General features: G+C 57.1%; 18 protein-coding genes and 3 tRNA genes. 18 read left to right on the top strand and 3 right to left on the bottom strand.

The window, feature by feature from the left end:
• Positions 1-405, top strand: a complete 405-nt coding sequence (locus J3D54_RS04400; protein WP_253416844.1) for an MFS transporter — start codon at positions 1-3, stop codon at positions 403-405.
• 9 nt (positions 406-414) lie between these two features.
• On the opposite strand, the gene J3D54_RS04395 is transcribed toward J3D54_RS04400, so the two are convergent.
• Positions 415-723 carry a YhbY family RNA-binding protein gene (locus tag J3D54_RS04395; RefSeq protein WP_007942889.1) on the bottom strand — a complete coding sequence of 103 codons (309 nt, stop codon included), beginning with the start codon at positions 721-723 and terminating at the stop codon, positions 415-417.
• A gap of 105 nt (positions 724-828) precedes the next feature.
• On the opposite strand from J3D54_RS04395, the gene rlmE reads away from it, so the two are divergent.
• From rlmE to J3D54_RS04315, 16 genes are all read left to right on the top strand, one after another.
• A complete protein-coding gene (rlmE, locus tag J3D54_RS04390) occupies positions 829-1,458 on the top strand; it encodes a 23S rRNA (uridine(2552)-2'-O)-methyltransferase RlmE (protein WP_008005470.1) in 630 nt (209 codons plus the stop codon).
• Between the two features lie 202 nt (positions 1,459-1,660).
• A complete protein-coding gene (gene ftsH, locus J3D54_RS04385; protein WP_253416843.1) occupies positions 1,661-3,571 on the top strand; it encodes an ATP-dependent zinc metalloprotease FtsH in 1,911 nt (636 codons plus the stop codon).
• Positions 3,572-3,579: 8 nt separating this feature from the next.
• Positions 3,580-4,431 carry a dihydropteroate synthase gene (gene folP, locus J3D54_RS04380; RefSeq protein ID WP_253416842.1) on the top strand — a complete coding sequence of 284 codons (852 nt, stop codon included), beginning with the start codon at positions 3,580-3,582 and terminating at the stop codon, positions 4,429-4,431.
• A gap of 16 nt (positions 4,432-4,447) precedes the next feature.
• Complete coding sequence (gene glmM / locus J3D54_RS04375) at positions 4,448-5,785, top strand: phosphoglucosamine mutase (RefSeq protein WP_253416841.1); 1,338 nt, start codon at positions 4,448-4,450, stop codon at positions 5,783-5,785.
• A gap of 66 nt (positions 5,786-5,851) precedes the next feature.
• Positions 5,852-6,607 carry a triose-phosphate isomerase gene (tpiA, locus tag J3D54_RS04370; protein WP_253416840.1) on the top strand — a complete coding sequence of 252 codons (756 nt, stop codon included), beginning with the start codon at positions 5,852-5,854 and terminating at the stop codon, positions 6,605-6,607.
• A 4-nt stretch (positions 6,608-6,611) separates the two neighbouring features.
• Complete coding sequence (secG, locus tag J3D54_RS04365; protein WP_017336473.1) at positions 6,612-6,995, top strand: preprotein translocase subunit SecG; 384 nt, start codon at positions 6,612-6,614, stop codon at positions 6,993-6,995.
• A 22-nt stretch (positions 6,996-7,017) separates the two neighbouring features.
• Positions 7,018-7,103, top strand: a tRNA-Leu gene (locus J3D54_RS04360).
• Between the two features lie 96 nt (positions 7,104-7,199).
• Positions 7,200-7,276: transfer RNA gene (locus tag J3D54_RS04355), tRNA-Met, on the top strand.
• Positions 7,277-7,414: 138 nt separating this feature from the next.
• Complete coding sequence (rimP, locus tag J3D54_RS04350) at positions 7,415-7,873, top strand: ribosome maturation factor RimP (RefSeq protein ID WP_007973115.1); 459 nt, start codon at positions 7,415-7,417, stop codon at positions 7,871-7,873.
• Between the two features lie 47 nt (positions 7,874-7,920).
• Positions 7,921-9,402: a transcription termination factor NusA gene (nusA, locus tag J3D54_RS04345; RefSeq protein WP_007933547.1), complete on the top strand. Its 1,482-nt coding sequence runs from the start codon at positions 7,921-7,923 to the stop codon at positions 9,400-9,402.
• Between the two features lie 27 nt (positions 9,403-9,429).
• A complete protein-coding gene (gene infB, locus J3D54_RS04340; RefSeq protein WP_253416839.1) occupies positions 9,430-11,949 on the top strand; it encodes a translation initiation factor IF-2 in 2,520 nt (839 codons plus the stop codon).
• 159 nt (positions 11,950-12,108) lie between these two features.
• Positions 12,109-12,510, top strand: coding sequence for a 30S ribosome-binding factor RbfA (gene rbfA / locus J3D54_RS04335; protein ID WP_007900467.1), 402 nt, complete (start codon positions 12,109-12,111; stop codon positions 12,508-12,510).
• Between the two features lie 3 nt (positions 12,511-12,513).
• Complete coding sequence (gene truB, locus J3D54_RS04330) at positions 12,514-13,431, top strand: tRNA pseudouridine(55) synthase TruB (RefSeq protein WP_007933551.1); 918 nt, start codon at positions 12,514-12,516, stop codon at positions 13,429-13,431.
• Positions 13,432-13,571: 140 nt separating this feature from the next.
• Complete coding sequence (gene rpsO / locus J3D54_RS04325; protein ID WP_011332409.1) at positions 13,572-13,841, top strand: 30S ribosomal protein S15; 270 nt, start codon at positions 13,572-13,574, stop codon at positions 13,839-13,841.
• Between the two features lie 210 nt (positions 13,842-14,051).
• Entirely contained in the window at positions 14,052-16,157 is a 2,106-nt protein-coding gene (gene pnp, locus J3D54_RS04320) for a polyribonucleotide nucleotidyltransferase (protein WP_253416838.1), read from the top strand.
• A gap of 144 nt (positions 16,158-16,301) precedes the next feature.
• A tRNA-Thr gene (locus J3D54_RS04315) sits at positions 16,302-16,377 on the top strand.
• Positions 16,378-16,387: 10 nt separating this feature from the next.
• Here J3D54_RS04315 and J3D54_RS04310 read toward each other — a convergent pair.
• Positions 16,388-16,933 (bottom strand): hypothetical protein, encoded by a 546-nt coding sequence (locus J3D54_RS04310; RefSeq protein ID WP_253416837.1) that lies wholly within the window; start codon positions 16,931-16,933, stop codon positions 16,388-16,390.
• Positions 16,934-17,235: 302 nt separating this feature from the next.
• Here J3D54_RS04310 and J3D54_RS04305 point away from each other — a divergent pair, with 302 nt between their 5' ends.
• Entirely contained in the window at positions 17,236-17,541 is a 306-nt protein-coding gene (locus J3D54_RS04305; protein WP_253416836.1) for a DUF6388 family protein, read from the top strand.
• A gap of 51 nt (positions 17,542-17,592) precedes the next feature.
• Here J3D54_RS04305 and nadC read toward each other — a convergent pair whose 3' ends face one another.
• Positions 17,593-18,441 (bottom strand): carboxylating nicotinate-nucleotide diphosphorylase, encoded by an 849-nt coding sequence (gene nadC / locus J3D54_RS04300; protein WP_253416835.1) that lies wholly within the window; start codon positions 18,439-18,441, stop codon positions 17,593-17,595.
• Positions 18,442-18,624: the final 183 nt, after the last annotated feature.

Here is an 18,624-nt window from a genome sequence, read left to right as displayed (position 1 = left end):
ATGCTTTGGCAGCTGACCCAGATGCTCTGGGTTGGCGGCTTGTGGTTGTTGCACATCGGTCTGCTGCCGGTGCTGGGGCAAATCGGCCTGGCGCCGCTGCTGATCGACGAAATTGCAGGCGCGCTGAATACGCTGATGGTGGGATTCGCCACGGCGAGTGTGATTTTTCAGGCTTTGGTGCTGGTACAGGCCGAGGGCCTTGCCAGTCTATGGCGGGATATTCGCGGGCAACTGCTGCTGATAGCGCTGTATGGGTGCGCGATGTATTTCGCAGTACGCTTCGGTTGGCCGCAGGCGCTGCATTTGCAGTTGTTCAGCTATCTTGTCCTGGGCTTTTCCGGGCTGGTGCTGGTGATGCAGCCGGTGCCTGGGTGGAGTGTCAGGGTGCGCGAAGCACACCCTTGACCCTTGCCATCACTTGAAGCGATGGACGTTCGACAGCTGCTTGTTGACGCTGAAGTTCTTGCGGTAAATCAGTGCCATCTTGCCGATGACCTGAACCAGATCCGCTTTGCCGACCTTGCACAGTTCTGCAATGCTCGCCAGGCGCGATTCGCGATCGAGGATGTTGAGCTTGATTTTGATCAGCTCGTGATCCGCCAAAGCGCGTTCAAGTTCGGCTAACACACCTTCAGTCAAACCGTTGTCAGCCACAATCAAAACTGGTTTCAGATGGTGGCCAATGGATTTGTACTGTTTCTTCTGCTCTTGAGTGAGCGGCATAATCTGACCCCTGCGTCTGATCTTGTAAAAAGCGGCGGCCAGTTTACCCGAGCGAGTCCGGGACCGCCCAGTTAATCACGACCCGTTTTATTTTCGAGGTGGCCCGTGGCCCGTTCCAAGACAAGCCTTAAGTGGCTGCAAAGACATGTCAATGATCCCTATGTGAAGCAGGCGCAGAAGGATGGTTACCGCTCGCGTGCGAGTTACAAGCTTCTGGAGGTCCAGGAGAAATACAAGCTGATCCGTCCGGGTATGAGCGTTGTCGACCTGGGTGCGGCGCCCGGCGGCTGGTCGCAGGTCACTAGTCGGCTGATCGGTGGTCAGGGGCGTCTGATCGCCTCGGACATCCTGGAAATGGACAGCATTCCGGACGTGACTTTCATCCAGGGTGACTTCACCCAGGACGAAGTGCTCGCTCAGATCCTTGAAGCCGTGGGTAATTCGCAGGTGGACCTTGTGATTTCCGATATGGCCCCCAATATGAGTGGTACGCCTGAGGTGGACATGCCAAAAGCCATGTTTCTATGTGAGCTGGCTCTTGATCTGGCGGCTCGGATACTCAAGCCGGGTGGTAATTTCGTGATCAAGGTGTTTCAGGGCGAAGGGTTTGATGCTTACGTGAAGGACGCTCGTCAGAAATTCGACAAGGTCCAGATGATCAAGCCGGACTCTTCCCGTGGCAGTTCCCGCGAGCAATACATGCTGGCTTGGGGCTACCGCGGCCGTAGTGAGTAAAACGAGGTTTTTTTGCGGGGTGATAGGTTTTTCGTATTTCGCCCCGCGTGCATAAACGAATATTGTGTAGAAAGTGTTTCACAAAGGGTTACAGACGGCGCCTGCCAGAGCCGTAGGTAATGTAGTAAGTTAGGCCGGTGAATATCATGCGAAGCGCGCGCCATTAGCGGAGCTTGCTTCAGAGGGTAGTTAATTGAACGATATGGCAAAGAATCTGATCCTGTGGTTGATCATCGCGGCTGTCCTGGTGACAGTGATGAACAACTTCTCCAGCCCTAACGAGCCGCAGACCCTCAACTATTCCGACTTCATCCAGCAGGTCAAGGATGGCAAGGTCGAGCGCGTAGCGGTTGATGGCTACGTGATTACCGGCAAACGCAACGATGGCGACAGCTTCAAGACCATTCGTCCGGCAATCCAGGACAACGGTCTGATCGGCGACCTCGTGGACAATCATGTCGTAGTCGAAGGCAAGCAGCCTGAACAGCAAAGCATCTGGACTCAGCTGCTGGTCGCAAGCTTCCCGATCCTGGTGATCATCGCCGTGTTCATGTTTTTCATGCGGCAGATGCAGGGCGGCGCCGGTGGCAAGGGTGGGCCGATGAGCTTCGGCAAGAGCAAGGCGCGCCTGCTCTCCGAAGATCAGGTGAAAACCACCTTGGGTGACGTTGCCGGTTGTGACGAAGCCAAGGAAGAAGTCGGTGAGCTGGTCGAGTTCTTGCGTGATCCGGGCAAGTTTCAGCGTCTGGGTGGTCGCATTCCTCGCGGCGTGCTGATGGTGGGTCCTCCGGGGACCGGTAAAACGTTGCTCGCCAAAGCGATTGCAGGCGAAGCAAAAGTACCGTTCTTCACTATTTCTGGTTCCGATTTTGTCGAAATGTTTGTGGGTGTCGGTGCCAGCCGTGTTCGTGACATGTTCGAGCAGGCGAAGAAGCACGCGCCATGCATCATCTTCATCGATGAAATCGACGCCGTCGGTCGCCACCGTGGTGCCGGCATGGGTGGCGGTCACGATGAGCGCGAGCAGACCCTCAACCAGTTGCTGGTTGAGATGGACGGCTTCGAAATGAATGACGGCATCATCGTCATCGCCGCGACCAACCGTCCGGACGTGCTGGACCCTGCGTTGCTGCGTCCGGGCCGCTTCGACCGTCAGGTTGTGGTTGGCCTGCCGGACATCCGTGGTCGCGAGCAGATTCTCAAAGTCCACATGCGCAAAGTGCCGATGGGTGACGACGTCGCTCCGGCTGTAATCGCTCGTGGTACTCCTGGTTTCTCCGGTGCTGACTTGGCTAACCTGGTGAACGAAGCTTCGTTGTTCGCAGCTCGTGCCGGCAAGCGTATCGTCGAAATGAAAGAGTTCGAGCTGGCCAAAGACAAGATCATGATGGGTGCCGAGCGCAAATCCATGGTCATGTCCGAGAAAGAGAAGCAGAACACTGCTTATCACGAAGCCGGCCACGCCATTGTTGGTCGCGTCGTGCCTGAGCATGATCCGGTCTACAAGGTGTCGATCATTCCGCGCGGTCGCGCACTTGGTGTAACCATGTTCCTGCCGGAAGAAGATCGCTACAGCCTGTCCAAGCGTGCGCTGATCAGCCAGATCTGCTCGCTGTATGGCGGTCGTATCGCTGAAGAGATGACCCTGGGCTTCGATGGCGTCACCACCGGTGCGTCCAACGACATCATGCGTGCCAGCCAGATTGCGCGAAACATGGTGACCAAGTGGGGGTTGTCGGAAAAGCTCGGTCCATTGATGTACGCCGAAGAAGAGGGCGAAGTGTTCCTCGGTCGTGGCGGCGGTGGTCAGCATGCCAGCTTCTCTGGCGAAACGGCCAAGCTGATCGACTCTGAAGTGCGCAGCATCATTGATCAGTGCTACGGCACGGCCAAGCAGATCCTCACGGATAACCGTGACAAGCTTGATGCAATGGCGGATGCCCTGATGAAGTACGAGACGATCGATGCCGATCAGATCGATGACATCATGGCGGGTCGTACGCCTCGCGAACCTCGCGACTGGTCTGGCGGCAACGATACTTCTGGCACGCCTCCAGTGGTGCAGGATGGACGTCCGGAAACACCTATCGGCGGCCCGGCTGCTGACGTTTAAGGTTTGAAATGACTTCTGTTCAGTCCTCGACCCGGTTGCCTTGTGGCAACCGGGTTCTTGATTTGGCCCAGACGCATGTCATGGGCATTCTCAATGTCACTCCCGATTCCTTTTCCGATGGCGGCCGATACAGTCAGCTGGACGCGGCCTTGCGCCATGCCGAGGCGATGGTGGCGGCCGGCGCGACGCTGATCGACGTCGGTGGCGAGTCGACCAGACCGGGTGCCAGGGCTGTTTCACCGCTGGAAGAGCTTGAGCGCGTAGCGCCTATCGTCGAGCGTATCAGCCGTGAATTGGATGTGATTATTTCGGTCGATACCTCCACGCCTGCCGTCATGCGTGAAACCGCAAGGCTGGGGGCGGGGTTGATCAATGACGTGCGCTCGTTGCGTCGAGACGGTGCTCTGGATGCGGCGGCGGCCACCGGTTTGCCGGTGTGCCTGATGCATATGCTTGGCGAGCCGGGCGACATGCAGGACAACCCGCAGTACCAGGATGTTACGAAAGAGGTTGGCGAGTTTCTTGCCGAGCGCATGGTCCAATGCGCGTCGGTGGGTATCCCTGCTGAGCGGATCATTCTTGATCCGGGCTTCGGCTTCGCGAAAACCTTGCAGCACAATCTAAGCTTGTTCAAGCATATGGAAGCCCTGCATGCCTTGGGTCGGCCCCTGTTGGTCGGGGTTTCGCGAAAGAGCATGATCGGGCAGGCGTTGAATCGTCCGGTGGGAGAGCGCCTGCATGGCGGTCTGGCACTTGCGGCGCTGGCTTCGGTCAAAGGTGCGCGTATATTGCGCGTCCATGATGTGGCGGAAACAGTCGATGTGTTGCGGATGATTGCCGCCGTAGAATCAGCCGAATAAGAATGATGGAGTACTTATGAGTAAGAAATACTTTGGCACCGACGGCATTCGTGGTCGGGTCGGTCAATACCCTATCACTCCTGATTTCATGCTCAAGCTGGGCTGGGCGGCAGGCATGGCATTTCGCAGCATGGGTGCCTGCAAGGTGCTCGTGGGCAAGGACACCCGGATCTCCGGTTACATGTTCGAATCGGCGCTTGAGGCCGGGCTGACCTCGGCAGGTGCGGATGTGATGCTGTTGGGGCCAATGCCGACGCCGGCTATCGCCTATCTGACGCGCACCTTTCATGCCGAAGCTGGCATCGTGATCAGCGCTTCGCATAATCCTCATGACGACAACGGCATCAAGTTTTTCTCTGGTAAGGGCACAAAGCTCCCGGATGAAGTCGAGCTGATGATCGAAGAGCTGCTCGATACCCCGATGACGGTGGTTGAGTCGAGCAAGATCGGCAAGGTGTCGCGAATTAACGATGCCTCGGGCCGTTATATTGAATTCTGCAAGAGCAGCGTTCCGGCCGGTACCAGTTTTGCCGGACTGAAGATCGTGCTCGACTGTGCCCATGGTGCGACTTATAAAGTGGCGCCTAGCGTGTTTCGTGAGTTGGGGGCTGATGTCGTTGTGCTTTCTGCCCATCCTAACGGCCTGAACATCAATGACAATTGCGGTTCGACCCATATGGCGCCGCTGCAGGCTGCCGTGCTGGCCGAACACGCCGATTTGGGTATTGCCTTCGATGGTGATGGTGACCGCGTGCAGATGGTTGATCACACCGGCGCTGTCGTCGATGGTGATGAGTTGCTATTCATCATCGCTCGCGACCTGCAAGAGCGTGGCAAGTTGCAGGGCGGTGTGGTCGGTACACTGATGAGTAACCTGGGGCTGGAGTTGGCCCTGGCGGATCTGGCGATTCCTTTTGTGCGGGCCAACGTTGGTGATCGTTACGTCATCTCCGAGTTGCTGGAGCGCGATTGGCTGGTGGGTGGTGAAAACTCGGGGCACATTGTCTGCTTCAGCCACACCACTACCGGTGATGCGATCATTGCTGCATTGCAGGTATTGATGGCGTTGAAGAGGCGCTCGGAAGGCCTGGCTCAGTCGCGTCAGGCGTTGCGCAAGTGCCCTCAGGTGTTGATCAACGTGCGGTTTGGCGGTGGCGTGAGTCCGCTCGAGCACCCGACTGTCAAGGAGGCCAGTGATCGTGTCACTCAGGCGATGGCGGGCCGTGGGCGCGTGTTGTTGCGCAAGTCCGGGACAGAGCCATTGGTGCGCGTCATGGTCGAAGGCGAGGATGAAATACAGGTTCGCGATTACGCCGAAGAGCTGGCGAAACTGGTAACTGAAGTTTCTGCCTGATTTCGGCTTGCCAGCCATGATTGTGTTGGGTAACATCTGCGCCCACTTTGACCGACGAGGTACAGCATGCGTCGCCCTATGGTAGCTGGTAACTGGAAGATGCACGGTACCCGCGCCAGCGTCGCTGAGCTGATCGATGGCCTTCGTCATCTGGCCTTGCCGAGCGGTGTTGATGTCGCGGTGTTCCCGCCTTGCTTGTATATCAATCAAGTGATTGATGGTTTGCAAGGCGCGTCGATTTCGGTCGGTGCGCAGAACTCTGCGATTGAATCCGGGCAGGGTGCGTTGACGGGTGAGATTTCGCCGAGTCAGTTAGTGGATGCAGGTTGTTCCCTAGTGCTTGTCGGGCACTCCGAGCGCCGCCAGATAATGGGCGAACTCGACGGGACACTGAATCGCAAATTTGCGGCAGCACAGGCATGTGGCTTGATCCCGGTGTTGTGTGTAGGGGAGACCCTCGAGCAGCGCGAAGCCGGAAAAACTCTTGAGGTTGTCGGGCGTCAGCTGGGCAGCATCATCGAGGAGCTGGGTGTTGGTGCTTTTGCAAGCGCAGTAATCGCTTATGAGCCGGTCTGGGCCATTGGTACCGGGCTGACTGCTTCGCCGCAACAAGCGCAGGATGTGCACGCAGCCATTCGCGCCCAGTTGGCGGCAGAGAATTCTGAAATCGCACAAGGTGTGCGGCTTCTATACGGCGGCAGCGTGAAGGCGGCCAATGCGGTCGAACTGTTCGGCATGCCGGATATCGATGGGGGGCTCATTGGTGGGGCTTCCCTGAATGCAGATGAGTTCGGTGCGATTTGTCGCGCCGCGGGAAACTGAAAAAATGCTGGAAACAGTCGTAGTCGTTTTTCATCTGCTGGGTGCATTGGGCGTAGTTGCTCTGGTATTGCTGCAGCAGGGTAAGGGTGCGGACGCTGGCGCATCTTTCGGAGCAGGTGCTTCAAATACTGTGTTCGGAAGCCAAGGTTCCTCTACCTTTCTTAGTAAGTTTACTGCTATACTTGCCGCCGGTTTCTTCATAACCAGCTTGGGGTTAGGTTACTTTGCTAAAGAGAAGGCTCACCAGCTGACTCAAGTAGGTTTGCCAAACCCGGCAGTGTTGGAAGTTCCAAAGCAACAACCGGCTTCTGATGATGTCCCGGTGCTTCAAGAGCAAAAGTCGGCTACTCCAGCGACTGACGTGCCTCCAGCTCAAGAGCAGAAGTAAGAAGAGTTTCAAACGTAGTATTGCCGAGGTGGTGGAATTGGTAGACACGCAACCTTGAGGTGGTTGTGCCCATAGGGTGTAGGGGTTCGAGTCCCCTTCTCGGTACCAATTATCAGGAGAGCCCGCTGTTGCGGGCTTTCTTGTAGGTGGAAGGTTACATTGACCCTGTCAGGGATCGGTCGTATACTTCCGCCCCAGCTTTGTCGCGGGGTGGAGCAGTCTGGTAGCTCGTCGGGCTCATAACCCGAAGGTCGTCGGTTCAAATCCGGCCCCCGCAACCAGTTTAAGGAGCCCCTTTTCAGGGGCTTTTTGTTAGCTGGACACTTTCAACGCCGCTATTCGGCGGCGTTTCAAGGATGGGCGTTTCGCCCATTTTTTTATTTTGCATAGCATGCACATACATGCACGAGGGGGTTCAGGTGTCGAGCAAGCTAGAAGAGTTGCAGGCCTTGCTGGCCCCGGTGGTCGTGGCCCTAGGCTATGAATGCTGGGGTATTGAGTTTTCGGCTCAAGGTCGCCACTCAATGTTGCGCGTTTATATCGATAAAGAAGGCGGCGTGCTGGTGGACGATTGCGCCATCGTCAGTCGCCAGATCAGCGGTGTGCTGGATGTTGAAGATCCAATCTCCGTTGAATACACCCTTGAAGTTTCCTCGCCTGGCATGGAACGCCCACTGTTCACTCTTGAGCAGTTTGCAAAATTTGCCGGTGAACAAGTGAAGATCAAGCTGCGCTCGCCTTTTGAAGGTCGACGCAACTTTCAGGGCCTTCTGCGCGGTGTAGAAGAGCAGGACGTCGTGGTGCAGGTTGAAGACCATGAGTTCCTGTTGCCGATCGATATGATCGACAAGGCCAACATTATTCCCAGTTTTGACTGAGACGCGGATCCCGCGGATCCAATGGCTTGCGAAAGGCGAGGCGTACGATGAGCAAAGAAGTACTGCTGGTTGTTGAGTCGGTATCCAATGAAAAGGGCGTACCGGCAAACGTAATTTTTGAAGCGCTGGAGCTGGCTCTGGCCACCGCTACCAAAAAGCGTTTCGAGGACGAAGTTGATCTGCGTGTGGAAATCAATCGCCACACCGGTGCTTATGAAACATTCCGCCGCTGGACGGTCGTCGAAGAAGCAGACCTGGACGATCCGGCTATCGAAACCTGGCCGAGCAAGGTTGCGCAAACGCATCCTGGCGCAAAGGTCGGTGACGTTGTCGAAGAAAAAATCGAATCCATCGAGTTCGGCCGCATTGCTGCACAGACTGCCAAGCAAGTCATTGTGCAGAAAGTTCGCGAAGCCGAGCGTGCTCAAGTCGTTGATGCCTATCGCGAGCGTCTGGGGGAAATCATCTCCGGCACCGTGAAGAAAGTCACCCGCGACAACGTGATCGTCGACCTGGGCAATAACGCGGAAGCGCTGTTGGCCCGTGAAGACATCATCTCTCGCGAAACCTTCCGGGTTGGCGTGCGTCTGCGTGCGCTGCTCAAGGAAATCCGCACCGAGAACCGCGGCCCGCAGCTGATCCTGTCGCGTACCGCGCCGGAAATGCTGATCGAGTTGTTCCGCATCGAAGTGCCGGAAATCGCTGAAGGCCTGATCGAAGTAATGGCTGCGTCCCGTGACCCGGGCTCGCGTGCCAAGATCGCGGTCCGCTCCAAGGACAAACGCATCGACCCGCAAGGCGCTTGCATCGGTATGCGCGGTTCGCGCGTCCAGGCAGTGTCCGGCGAGTTGGGCGGTGAGCGTGTGGACATCGTCCTGTGGGACGATAACCCGGCTCAGTTCGTGATTAATGCAATGTCGCCGGCTGAAGTGGCGGCAATTATCGTTGACGAAGATGCCCATGCAATGGACATCGCCGTTGGCGCAGACAATCTGGCTCAGGCCATCGGTCGCGGTGGTCAGAACGTGCGTCTGGCTAGCCAGTTGACTGGCTGGACCCTGAACGTGATGACCGAATCGGACATCCAGGCTAAGCAGCAAGCAGAAACCGGCGATATCCTGCGCAACTTCATCGACGAGCTGGAAGTCGACGAAGACCTGGCACAGGTGCTGGTAGATGAAGGTTTCACCAGCCTGGAAGAGATTGCCTACGTACCGTTGGAAGAAATGCTCAACATCGACGGCTTTGACGAAGAAACCGTCAACGAGCTTCGCGCTCGCGCCAAGGATCGTTTGTTGACCAAAGCCATCGCTACTGAGGAAAAGCTGGCAGACGCCCATCCGGCCGAAGACCTGCTCTCGCTTGAGGGTATGGACAAGGATTTGGCGATGGAACTGGCGGTGCGCGGCGTAATTACCCGCGAAGACCTGGCCGAGCAGTCTATTGACGACCTGCTCGACATCGACGGCATTGACGATGATCGTGCCGGCAAGTTGATCATGGCCGCCCGAGCCCACTGGTTCGAGTAATTAGGCGCGGCCTGAGGAGAGAAGTGCATGACGCAAGTCACGGTGAAACAACTGGCCGATGAGGTCAAAACACCGGTAGAGCGCCTGTTGCAGCAGATGCGTGAGGCAGGTCTGCCGCACACCGCCGCCGAAGAACATGTGACTGACAGTGAGAAGCAATCTTTGCTGACTCACTTGAAAAGCAGCCACAAGGCGAAAGTGGAAGAACCACGCAAGATCACGCTGCAGCGTAAAACCACCAGCACCCTGCGTGTTGCTGGCAGCAAAAGCATCAGCGTTGAAGTACGCAAGAAGAAAGTCTTCGTGCAGCGCAGCCCGGAAGAAATCGAAGCCGAGCGCAAACGCGAACTGGAAGAACGTCGCGCAGTAGAAAATGCTGCACGTCAGAAGGCTGAAGAAGAAGCCAAGCGTCGCGCCGAAGAAGAAGCGCGTCGCCAGCCTGCTGCTGCGCAAACCGCTCCTGTCGAAGCTGTCGCAGCGCCTGTTGCAGTTGCCGAGCCCGTGCGTGAAAGCGCCCCGGTCGTGGCCGCTGCACCTGCAGCCGACACTCGCAAACGCGACGAGCAGCGTCGTCCGGACAAACCACGTGCCGACGATAGCAATCGTCGTGGCAGTGGCGATGGCGAGCGCAAAAACGCTCCACATCGTGCTTCGGTCAAGGAAAAAGCGCCTGCTCCACGCGTTGCACCACGTACTACCGATGAAGAAAGCGATGGCTTCCGTCGTGGTGGTCGCGGCAAGGCCAAGCTGAAGAAACGCAACGCCCACGGTTTCCAGAGCCCAACCGGCCCTGTTGTGCGCGAAGTGAAGATCGGCGAGACCATCACTGTTGGCGATCTCGCCCAGCAGATGTCGGTCAAGGCTGCTGAAATCATCAAGTTCATGTTCAAACTGGGTACCCCAGCGACCATCAACCAGGTACTGGATCAGGAAACTGCCCAACTGGTTGCCGAAGAGCTGGGCCACAAAGTGACCCTGGTCAGCGACACCGCCCTGGAAGATTCCCTGGCCGAGTCCCTGAAGTTTGAAGGTGAGGCGTTCTCCCGTGCACCGGTTGTGACCGTAATGGGTCACGTTGACCACGGTAAGACCTCGCTGCTCGACTACATCCGTCGTGCCAAGGTAGCTGCTGGCGAAGCCGGTGGTATCACCCAGCACATCGGTGCGTACCACGTTGAAACCGAACGCGGCATGGTCACCTTCCTCGACACCCCTGGTCACGCCGCGTTTACCGCCATGCGTGCCCGTGGTGCCAAGGCGACCGACATCGTGATCCTGGTGGTTGCAGCGGACGACGGCGTAATGCCGCAGACCGTTGAAGCTGTTCAGCACGCTCAGGCGGCTGGCGTACCTCTGGTTGTTGCAGTGAACAAAATCGACAAGCCGGGCGCCGATCTCGATCGCATCCGTAGCGAATTGTCGGTTCACGGCGTGACTTCGGAAGAGTGGGGCGGCGACACCCCGTTCGTATCGGTTTCGGCGAAAGTCGGTACTGGCGTGGACGAGTTGCTCGAAGCTGTTCTGCTGCAGGCTGAAGTTCTCGAACTGAAAGCGACCCCATCGGCTCCTGGTCGTGGTGTTGTGGTTGAATCGCGTCTCGACAAAGGTCGTGGCCCGGTTGCTACCGTTCTGGTTCAAGACGGTACCCTGCGCCAAGGCGACATGGTGCTGGTCGGTTCGAACTATGGCCGCGTTCGCGCCATGCTCGACGAGAACGGCAAGCCAATCAAGGAAGCCGGTCCTTCCATCCCTGTCGAGATCCTCGGCCTGGACGGTACTCCGGACGCTGGCGACGAGATGAGCGTAGTTGCTGACGAGAAGAAAGCCCGTGAAGTGGCTCTGTTCCGTCAAGGCAAGTTCCGCGAAGTCAAACTGGCCCGTGCTCACGCCGGCAAGCTTGAAAACATCTTCGAGAACATGGGTCAGGAAGAGAAGAAGACGCTCAACATCGTCCTCAAATCCGACGTCCGTGGTTCGCTGGAAGCGTTGAACGGTGCCTTGAATGGCCTGGGTAACGACGAAGTGCAAGTGCGTGTGGTCGGTGGCGGTGTCGGTGGTATCACCGAATCCGACGCCAACCTGGCACTGGCCTCCAACGCGGTACTGTTCGGCTTTAACGTGCGTGCCGATGCCGGCGCTCGCAAGATCGTCGAGCAGGAAGGTCTGGATATGCGTTACTACAACGTGATCTACGACATCATCGAAGACGTCAAGAAAGCCCTCACCGGTATGCTGGGCAGCGATGTTCGCGAGAACATCCTGGGTACCGCTGAAGTGCGTGACGTGTTCCGTTCGCCGAAGTTTGGCGCGATCGCCGGTTGCATGGTTATCGAAGGTGTTGTTCACCGTAACCGTCCAATCCGTGTACTGCGTGAAGACATCGTTATCTTCGAAGGCGAGCTGGAATCTCTGCGCCGCTTCAAGGATGACGCTTCCGAAGTACGTGCCGGCATGGAATGCGGTATCGGCGTGAAGAGCTACAACGACGTCAAAGTCGGTGACAAGATCGAAGTCTTCGAGAAGGTTCAGGTTGCTCGCAGCCTCTAACTCGCGCACTTCAAGAGCCGTGATGGCCAGCCGCATGCAATTGCGCGGCGCATCAGTCGGACTCTAAACGCAACGCCCGGTCTGGCTTTTGTCAGGCCGGGCGTTTGCCGCTTTCAGACCCTTCGGGTTTCACCGTGGGGCAGTAACAGGTAACAAGACATGGCAAAAGAATATAGCCGTACCCAACGAATCGGTGATCAGATGCAGCGTGAGCTGGCACAGCTGATCCGTCGTGAAGTCAAAGACCCGCGCGTCGGCCTGGTCACCATTACCGCTGTTGAAGTCAGTCGTGACGTCGGTCACGCCAAGATCTTCATCACCGTGATGGGCCAGGACAGTCGCGACGACATCGCGCAAAGCATCAAGGTGCTCAACTCCGCCGCTGGTTTCCTGCGCATGCAGTTGGCTCGCGAGATGAAGTTGCGCAGCGTTCCACAGTTGCACTTCCATTACGACGAAAGTGTCGTGCGTGGTGCGCACCTGTCCGCCTTGATCGAGCGCGCGGTGGCTGAAGACAATCAGCACCCGGTAGCGGCTGAACCCGAAGACGCCAAGGAGTAATCGGTGGCTCAGGTCAAACGTATCCGTCGTAACGTCAGCGGTATCATCCTGCTCGACAAGCCGTTGGGGTTCACTTCCAACGCGGCGTTGCAGAAGGTCCGCTGGTTGCTCAATGCCGAGAAGGCCGGACACACCGGCAGTCTCGATCCGCTGGCCACCGGCGTGTTGCCGTTGTGCTTCGGCGAGGCCACCAAGTTCTCACAATACCTGCTCGATTCCGACAAGGGTTATGAAACCCTGGCGCAACTGGGCAAGACCACCACCACGGCGGATGCCGAAGGTGAGGTTTTGCTGGAGCGTCCGGTGACCGTTGGTCGCGCCGATATCGAAGCTGTGCTGCCGAAATTTCGTGGGCAAATCAGTCAGATACCGCCGATGTACTCGGCACTCAAGCGCGATGGTCAGCCGTTGTACAAGCTGGCCCGTGCAGGTGAAGTAGTGGAGCGCGAACCGCGTTCTGTTACTATTGCGCGCTTGGAATTACTGGCCTTTGAGGGTGATACTGCGCGGCTTGCGGTGGATTGCAGCAAAGGCACCTATATCCGTACCCTGGTGGAGGATATCGGTGAGCAACTCGGTTGTGGCGCTTACGTGGCTGAATTGCGACGTACCCAGGCCGGGCCTTTCACGCTTGCACAGACCGTCACTCTGGAAGAGCTGGAAGCGGTACATGCCGAAGGCGGCAACGAAGCGGTCGACCGCTTCCTGATGCCATCGGACAGCGGCCTGCTGGATTGGCCACTGTTGCAGTTCTCGGAAGCGAGCGCGTTCTACTGGCTCAACGGCCAGCCGGTACGTGCCCCGGATGCACCGAAATTTGGCATGGTACGGGTACAGGATCACAATGGTCGCTTCATCGGTATCGGTGAAGTGAGCGAAGACGGGCGCATCGCGCCACGTCGACTGATTCGGTCTGAATGACCGAAACCAGCCTGTGTAACAGCAGGTTGGCGAGGGTGGCTGTCAACAGGCACGGTCACTACTCATTTATAGATACAGGGATTTGTCCCTGGCCTGTTGAAACCGTCCCTTGGATGGTTTCCTGATAAAAGGATTGCCTCATGGCTCTCGACGTTCAAGAAAAAGCTCAAATCGTAGCTGACTACCAGCAAGCTGTTGGTGACACTGGTTCGCCAGAAGTGCAAGTTGCACTGCTGACCGCCAACATCAACAAACTGCAAGGTCACTTCAAGGCCAACGGTAAAGATCACCACTCCCGTCGTGGTCTGATCCGCATGGTTAACCAGCGTCGTAAGCTGCTGGACTACCTGAAAGGCAAGGACGTGAGCCGTTACAGCGCTCTGATCGCTCGCCTGGGTCTGCGTCGCTAATAAGCGATTGCGCTAGAGGTTGGTTGTCTGTCGTGCGTCAGCGGGTTTCCCGCCAGCGCATGGCAGGCTCCCAGCCTCAAGTTTTATCTGGATATCTGCTTTGCCTGAGTGATAGCACCCTGGACAATCCTGTCGGGCCGATTCCCGGCGTTGCCCAAGAATTTCGCAAGAAACCAGTTCCCCCAAGAGCCACAAAGAAGGTAGGACACCGTGAACCCGGTAATCAAAAAATTCCAGTTCGGTCAGTCGACCGTTACCCTCGAGACTGGCCGTATCGCCCGTCAGGCCTCCGGCGCAGTATTGGTCACCGTTGACGACGACGTCAGCGTATTGGTGACCGTAGTCGGTGCCAAACAAGCCGATCCAGGCAAGGGCTTCTTCCCTCTGTCTGTTCACTACCAGGAAAAGACTTACGCTGCCGGCAAGATCCCTGGTGGTTTCTTCAAGCGTGAAGGCCGTCCTTCCGAGAAAGAAACCCTGACTTCCCGACTGATCGACCGTCCGATCCGTCCGCTGTTCCCAGAAGGCTTCATGAACGAAGTGCAGGTTGTCTGCACCGTCGTTTCCACCAGCAAGAAGACCGATCCGGACATCGCTGCGATGATCGGTACCTCGGCTGCGCTGGCCATCTCCGGCATTCCTTTCGATGGTCCGATCGGCGCTGCCCGCGTTGCGTTCCACGAAAGCACCGGCTACCTGCTGAACCCGACTTACGAACAACTGAAAGCATCGAGCCTGGACATGGTCGTTGCCGGTACGTCGGAAGCTGTGTTGATGGTTGAATCGGAAGCCAAAGAGCTGACCGAAGACCAGATGCTGGGCGCGGTACTGTTTGCTCACGACGAGTTCCAGGTTGTGATCAACGCTGTTAAAGAACTGGCTGCCGAAGCTGCCAAACCGACCTGGACCTGGGCTCCACAGCCAGAAGCCACTGCTCTGCTGGGTGCTATCCGTGCCGAGTTCGGCGAAGCGATCTCCCAGGCTTACACCATCACCGTCAAGGCCGACCGTTACGCTCGCCTGGGCGAACTGAAAGACCAGGTGGTTGCCAAGCTGTCCGGTGAAGAAGGCCAGCCTTCCGCTGCTGACGTCAAAGCAGCTTTCGGTGAAATCGAATACCGCACCGTTCGCGAAAACATCGTTAACGGCAAGCCACGTATCGACGGCCGCGACACCAAGACCGTGCGTCCGCTGAACATCGAAGTCGGCGTTCTGCCGAAGACCCACGGTTCGGCACTGTTCACCCGTGGCGAAACACAGGCCCTGGTAGTTGCGACTCTGGGTACTGCCCGTGATGCACAGCTGCTGGACACCCTGGAAGGCGAGAAAAAAGATCCGTTCATGCTGCACTACAACTTCCCTCCGTTCTCGGTAGGTGAGTGTGGTCGCATGGGTGGCGCTGGTCGTCGCGAAATCGGTCACGGCCGTCTGGCCCGTCGTTCGGTTCAGGCCATGCTGCCTGCTGCCGACGTGTTCCCGTACACCATTCGTGTAGTGTCGGAAATCACCGAGTCCAACGGTTCGAGCTCCATGGCTTCGGTCTGCGGTGCCTCCCTGGCTCTGATGGACGCGGGTGTGCCGATGAAGGCACCTGTTGCCGGTATCGCCATGGGTCTGGTTAAGGAAGGCGAGAAATTCGCCGTCCTGACCGACATCCTGGGTGACGAAGACCACCTGGGCGACATGGACTTCAAAGTAGCCGGTACCGCCAAGGGTGTGACCGCGCTGCAGATGGACATCAAGATCAAAGGCATCACCGAAGAAATCATGGAAATCGCTCTGGGCCAAGCCCTGGAAGCGCGCCTGAACATCCTCGGTCAGATGAACCAGATCATTGGTCAGTCGCGTACCGAACTGTCGGAAAACGCTCCGACCATGATCGCGATGAAAATCGATACCGACAAAATCCGTGATGTCATCGGTAAAGGCGGCGCGACCATTCGTGCGATCTGTGAAGAGACCAAGGCTTCGATCGACATCGAAGACGACGGCTCGATCAAGATCTTCGGCGAAACCAAGGAAGCGGCTGAAGCTGCACGTCAGCGCGTTCTGGGTATCACTGCTGAAGCTGAAATCGGTAAGATCTACGTAGGTAAAGTTGAGCGCATCGTCGACTTCGGCGCATTCGTCAACATCCTGCCAGGCAAGGACGGTCTGGTTCACATCTCGATGCTGAGCGATGCTCGCGTAGAGAAAGTGACCGACATCCTGAAAGAAGGCCAGGAAGTGGAAGTACTGGTACTGGACGTGGACAACCGCGGCCGTATCAAGCTGTCCATCAAAGACGTAGCAGCAGCCAAGGCTTCGGGCGTTTAATTACCTCCGCGCCTGACCGCTTCAACGTTATAAAAAATGCCTCGCCGTGAAAACGGCGGGGCATTTTTTTGTGCAGGAAGATCTTTCGATTTTGTGGTGCGCGAAGTTGCCGGACCCTGAAGCCAGTGCTAGCTTTAGGCCACAGCCCGTGTAGCTCAGCCGGTAGAGCAGCGCACTCGTAACGCGAAGGTCGCAGGTTCGATTCCTGTCTCGGGCACCACTTTTCCCGCTTATTTCACCTTTCTGCTCAGATCCTCGACGGTGCGCTTGAGCTGATCCATCGTGCGATCCTGATCACTGAGCTCCCGTTTAAGACTGGAAATTTCGCTGTTGTTCGAGCTTGAGCTGGAGCCGCTGTTGCGCTTGAGCTCTTCCACCTGCTTGCCGAGACTGTTCAGGTCGCGTTCCTGTTCATTGACCGTGCGCTTGAGATCATCAATCTCCTTGCTGCTGGAGCTGGTGCTGGAACCGCTGTTGCGTTTGAGTTCTTCGATCTGGCGGGCTTGCTCATTGATGGTGCGCTTCTGGCTTTCCAGTTCGGAGGCATTGGCCTTCACGGTTTTTTGCAGATTTTCCAGATCATCGATGCTGACGCTGGTTCTGACGAGCGTGTCCTTGCCGAGTGAATTGTGGAGGGCGGAGATTTTGTCGGAGTACAGCGAAGGGTCGGAGCTGACTTCGACAGCCGCTTGAGCAGCGCTGGCCAATGTCAGGCTGCCGAGCAGCAGGGTCGCGGTGGCAAACCGGGTAGACGAAAGCTTCGAAAAACTGCGCATCACTGGGGTTCCTCGTGAAGTGCTGATATGGCACATCGCTATGACTTGGGAATTGGATTTATGTTCCCGACGTCCTCAGCTCCTCTTGCACGCAGCTTTTTGTGAGATAGATGTAAAGAGCCGTGTAAATCATCGGCAAAACGTCCTATATTCGTTGCCTGCATGAGCATCGCCCAGCAGTTTTCAGATGATCCCGAATGGTTCTGAAGGCCAGACAAACCGGGCTTCAAACGGTTTTTTGCGTCAGAGAGATCCTTGATGATCCAGATCCATCTTCCATTCCCCAGATCAGCGAGAACGCCATGACCGTTAAAGAATTGACCCAAGAAGCCAGAAACGAAGAAGCACTTAAAAAGTACCTGCTTGAGTCGCCTCAGTTGGCCGAAGAGATCAAGGACTTGCCAGCCGACGATCAGAAAGACCAGATCCAGTGGGCATTCGAGGATGAGGCAGAAGCCCAGGGCTTGCAGCCGTGGGAGCTGACGCTCAAGTACACCTCAACCCCGGAAGAGTTCGAGGCTGCGCGCCTGGCGCTGCACAAGGAAGCGGCCGAGGTATTGGGTGTCGAGTGGGAAGAGTACTGCGAGATGAACAATCTGGTGGTCTGATACAAAAACGCCAGCCTCATCGGGGCTGGCGTTTTTCTTTATGCGAAGAACTCAGAGGCTCAGTCGCATCGACAGGTCTACGGCCTTCACATCCTTGGTCATCGCACCAATCGAAATGTAATCCACCCCGGTTTGCGCAATCGGCAGCAACGTACTTTCGTTGATGCCGCCACTGGCCTCCAGTTTTGCCTTGCCGGCGTTCAGGCGCACGGCTTCGCGCATGTCATCCAGGCTCAGTTCATCGAGCATGATGATGTCGGCCCCCGCCGCCAGGGCTTCTTTGAGCTCCGTCAGGTTCTCCACTTCGATTTCCACCGGTTTGCCCGGAGCGATCTTGTGCGCGGCGGCGATAGCCTCAGGAATGCCACCGCAGGCGGCGATATGGTTTTCCTTGATCAGGAACGCGTCATACAGGCCGATGCGGTGGTTATGGCAGCCGCCGCAGGTCACGGCGTATTTCTGGGCCAGACGCAGCCCCGGCAGGGTTTTGCGAGTATCTAGTAACTTCACTCGGGTTTGGGCGACGAAATCCGCCAGGTACTGCGCGCGAGTGGCCACGCCCGAGAGCAGTTGCAGGAAGTTCAGTGCGCTGCGTTCGCCGGTGAGCAGCGAGCGTGCCGGGCCTTCAAGGTGGAACAGCACCTGATTGGGTTTCACCCGCTCGCCATCGCTCACCTGCCAGTGCACGGCGACCCGCGGATCCAGCTGGCGAAACACGGCATCAACCCACGCAGTACCGCTGATGACGGCGGCGTCGCGGGTGATGATGGTGGCTTTGGCCAGGCGTTCGGCCGGGATCAGTTGCGCGGTGATGTCGCCGCTGCCGATGTCCTCGAGCAACGCACGGCGCACGTTGGCTTCGATTTCGGCGGTCAAATCGGCGAGTCGTAGATTCGGCATAACGGGCTCCACAAACAAAGTGGCCCGATTATAGGGCCATGGCGCGAGGCAACCCAAGGCATCAACAACCATCCCGTCGTTTGCAAACCTGCATTTGGTCGATTAGCGCGAGCAATCGGGGCTAAGCAAGTGTCTTTCATAAGCGTCTATTTCTTTGGGAGGTGCAGAGTCTGCTGGCACAAA

Source organism: Pseudomonas sp. GGS8 (genome assembly GCF_024168645.1).
Taxonomy (GTDB): domain Bacteria; phylum Pseudomonadota; class Gammaproteobacteria; order Pseudomonadales; family Pseudomonadaceae; genus Aquipseudomonas.
The sequence above is the reverse complement of the archived record's forward strand: the minus strand, read 5'-3'. Positions and strand labels throughout refer to the sequence as shown.

What these genes read in the sequence shown, in the direction of transcription:
- J3D54_RS04400 (WP_253416844.1), top strand. Translation starts at nt 1, where the DNA reads ATGCTTTGGCAGCTGACCCAGATGCTCTGGGTTGGCGGCTTGTGGTTG.
- J3D54_RS04395 (WP_007942889.1), bottom strand. Translation starts at nt 723, where the DNA reads ATGCCGCTCACTCAAGAGCAGAAGAAACAGTACAAATCCATTGGCCAC.
- ftsH (WP_253416843.1), top strand. Translation starts at nt 1,661, where the DNA reads ATGGCAAAGAATCTGATCCTGTGGTTGATCATCGCGGCTGTCCTGGTG.
- folP (WP_253416842.1), top strand. Translation starts at nt 3,580, where the DNA reads ATGACTTCTGTTCAGTCCTCGACCCGGTTGCCTTGTGGCAACCGGGTT.
- glmM (WP_253416841.1), top strand. Translation starts at nt 4,448, where the DNA reads ATGAGTAAGAAATACTTTGGCACCGACGGCATTCGTGGTCGGGTCGGT.
- tpiA (WP_253416840.1), top strand. Translation starts at nt 5,852, where the DNA reads ATGCGTCGCCCTATGGTAGCTGGTAACTGGAAGATGCACGGTACCCGC.
- secG (WP_017336473.1), top strand. Translation starts at nt 6,612, where the DNA reads ATGCTGGAAACAGTCGTAGTCGTTTTTCATCTGCTGGGTGCATTGGGC.
- nusA (WP_007933547.1), top strand. Translation starts at nt 7,921, where the DNA reads ATGAGCAAAGAAGTACTGCTGGTTGTTGAGTCGGTATCCAATGAAAAG.
- infB (WP_253416839.1), top strand. Translation starts at nt 9,430, where the DNA reads ATGACGCAAGTCACGGTGAAACAACTGGCCGATGAGGTCAAAACACCG.
- rbfA (WP_007900467.1), top strand. Translation starts at nt 12,109, where the DNA reads ATGGCAAAAGAATATAGCCGTACCCAACGAATCGGTGATCAGATGCAG.
- rpsO (WP_011332409.1), top strand. Translation starts at nt 13,572, where the DNA reads ATGGCTCTCGACGTTCAAGAAAAAGCTCAAATCGTAGCTGACTACCAG.
- J3D54_RS04310 (WP_253416837.1), bottom strand. Translation starts at nt 16,933, where the DNA reads ATGCGCAGTTTTTCGAAGCTTTCGTCTACCCGGTTTGCCACCGCGACC.
- J3D54_RS04305 (WP_253416836.1), top strand. Translation starts at nt 17,236, where the DNA reads ATGACCGTTAAAGAATTGACCCAAGAAGCCAGAAACGAAGAAGCACTT.
- nadC (WP_253416835.1), bottom strand. Translation starts at nt 18,441, where the DNA reads ATGCCGAATCTACGACTCGCCGATTTGACCGCCGAAATCGAAGCCAAC.